This is a genomic window from Loigolactobacillus bifermentans DSM 20003 (assembly GCF_001434575.1).
GTDB lineage: Bacteria > Bacillota > Bacilli > Lactobacillales > Lactobacillaceae > Loigolactobacillus > Loigolactobacillus bifermentans.
The window spans coordinates 1-598 of record NZ_AZDA01000143.1 but is presented as its reverse complement, the minus strand read 5'-3'; the positions used below and the strand labels follow the sequence as shown (position 1 = coordinate 598).

5 tRNA genes are annotated in these 598 nt (G+C 51.3%); all 5 read right to left on the bottom strand.

From position 1 onward, the window contains the following. Nucleotides 1-68: 68 nt before the first annotated feature. A tRNA-Asp gene (locus tag FC07_RS15285) sits at nt 69-142 on the bottom strand. A gap of 2 nt (nt 143-144) precedes the next feature. Beyond that, nucleotides 145-218: transfer RNA gene (locus tag FC07_RS15280), tRNA-Met, on the bottom strand. Nucleotides 219-257: 39 nt separating this feature from the next. Then, nucleotides 258-331, bottom strand: a tRNA-Ile gene (locus FC07_RS15275). 14 nt (nt 332-345) lie between these two features. Further along, nucleotides 346-419: transfer RNA gene (locus FC07_RS15270), tRNA-Met, on the bottom strand. Between the two features lie 15 nt (nt 420-434). Then, a tRNA-Pro gene (locus FC07_RS15265) sits at nt 435-508 on the bottom strand. Nucleotides 509-598: the final 90 nt, after the last annotated feature.

The window sequence follows — 598 nt, the reverse complement described above, 5'->3', positions numbered from 1 at the left end:
TGCCGACACATGGAGCTTCAATCCATTGCTCTACCGACTGAGCTACCGAGCCATTAGCTTAATGCTAACGGTCCCAACGGGACTCGAACCCGTGATCTCCTGCGTGACAGGCAGGCGTCCTAACCAACTAGACCATGGAACCAATTGCGGGAGCAGGATTTGAACCTACGACCTTCGGGTTATGAGCCCGACGAGCTACCAGACTGCTCCATCCCGCGATAATAAAATGATGGTTTCTGAACAACGTCCACCCAAGATGGACCTTGTAGGACTCGAACCTACGACCGAACGGTTATGAGCCGTTTGCTCTAACCAACTGAGCTAAAGGTCCAAGCAGAAAACCTATCGCGGCAAAGGGAATCGAACCCCCGACCTCCCGGGTATGAACCGGACGCTCTAACCTGCTGAGCTACACCGCGATGATATGAAATTAATCGGGAAAACAGGATTCGAACCTGCGACCCCCTGGTCCCAAACCAGGTGCTCTACCAAGCTGAGCTATTTCCCGTTATCCATTTGTTCCAATCAACGATAACGATCATTGATCAATGCACCCAGTAGGAGTCGAACCTACAACCTTCTGATTCGTAGTCAGACA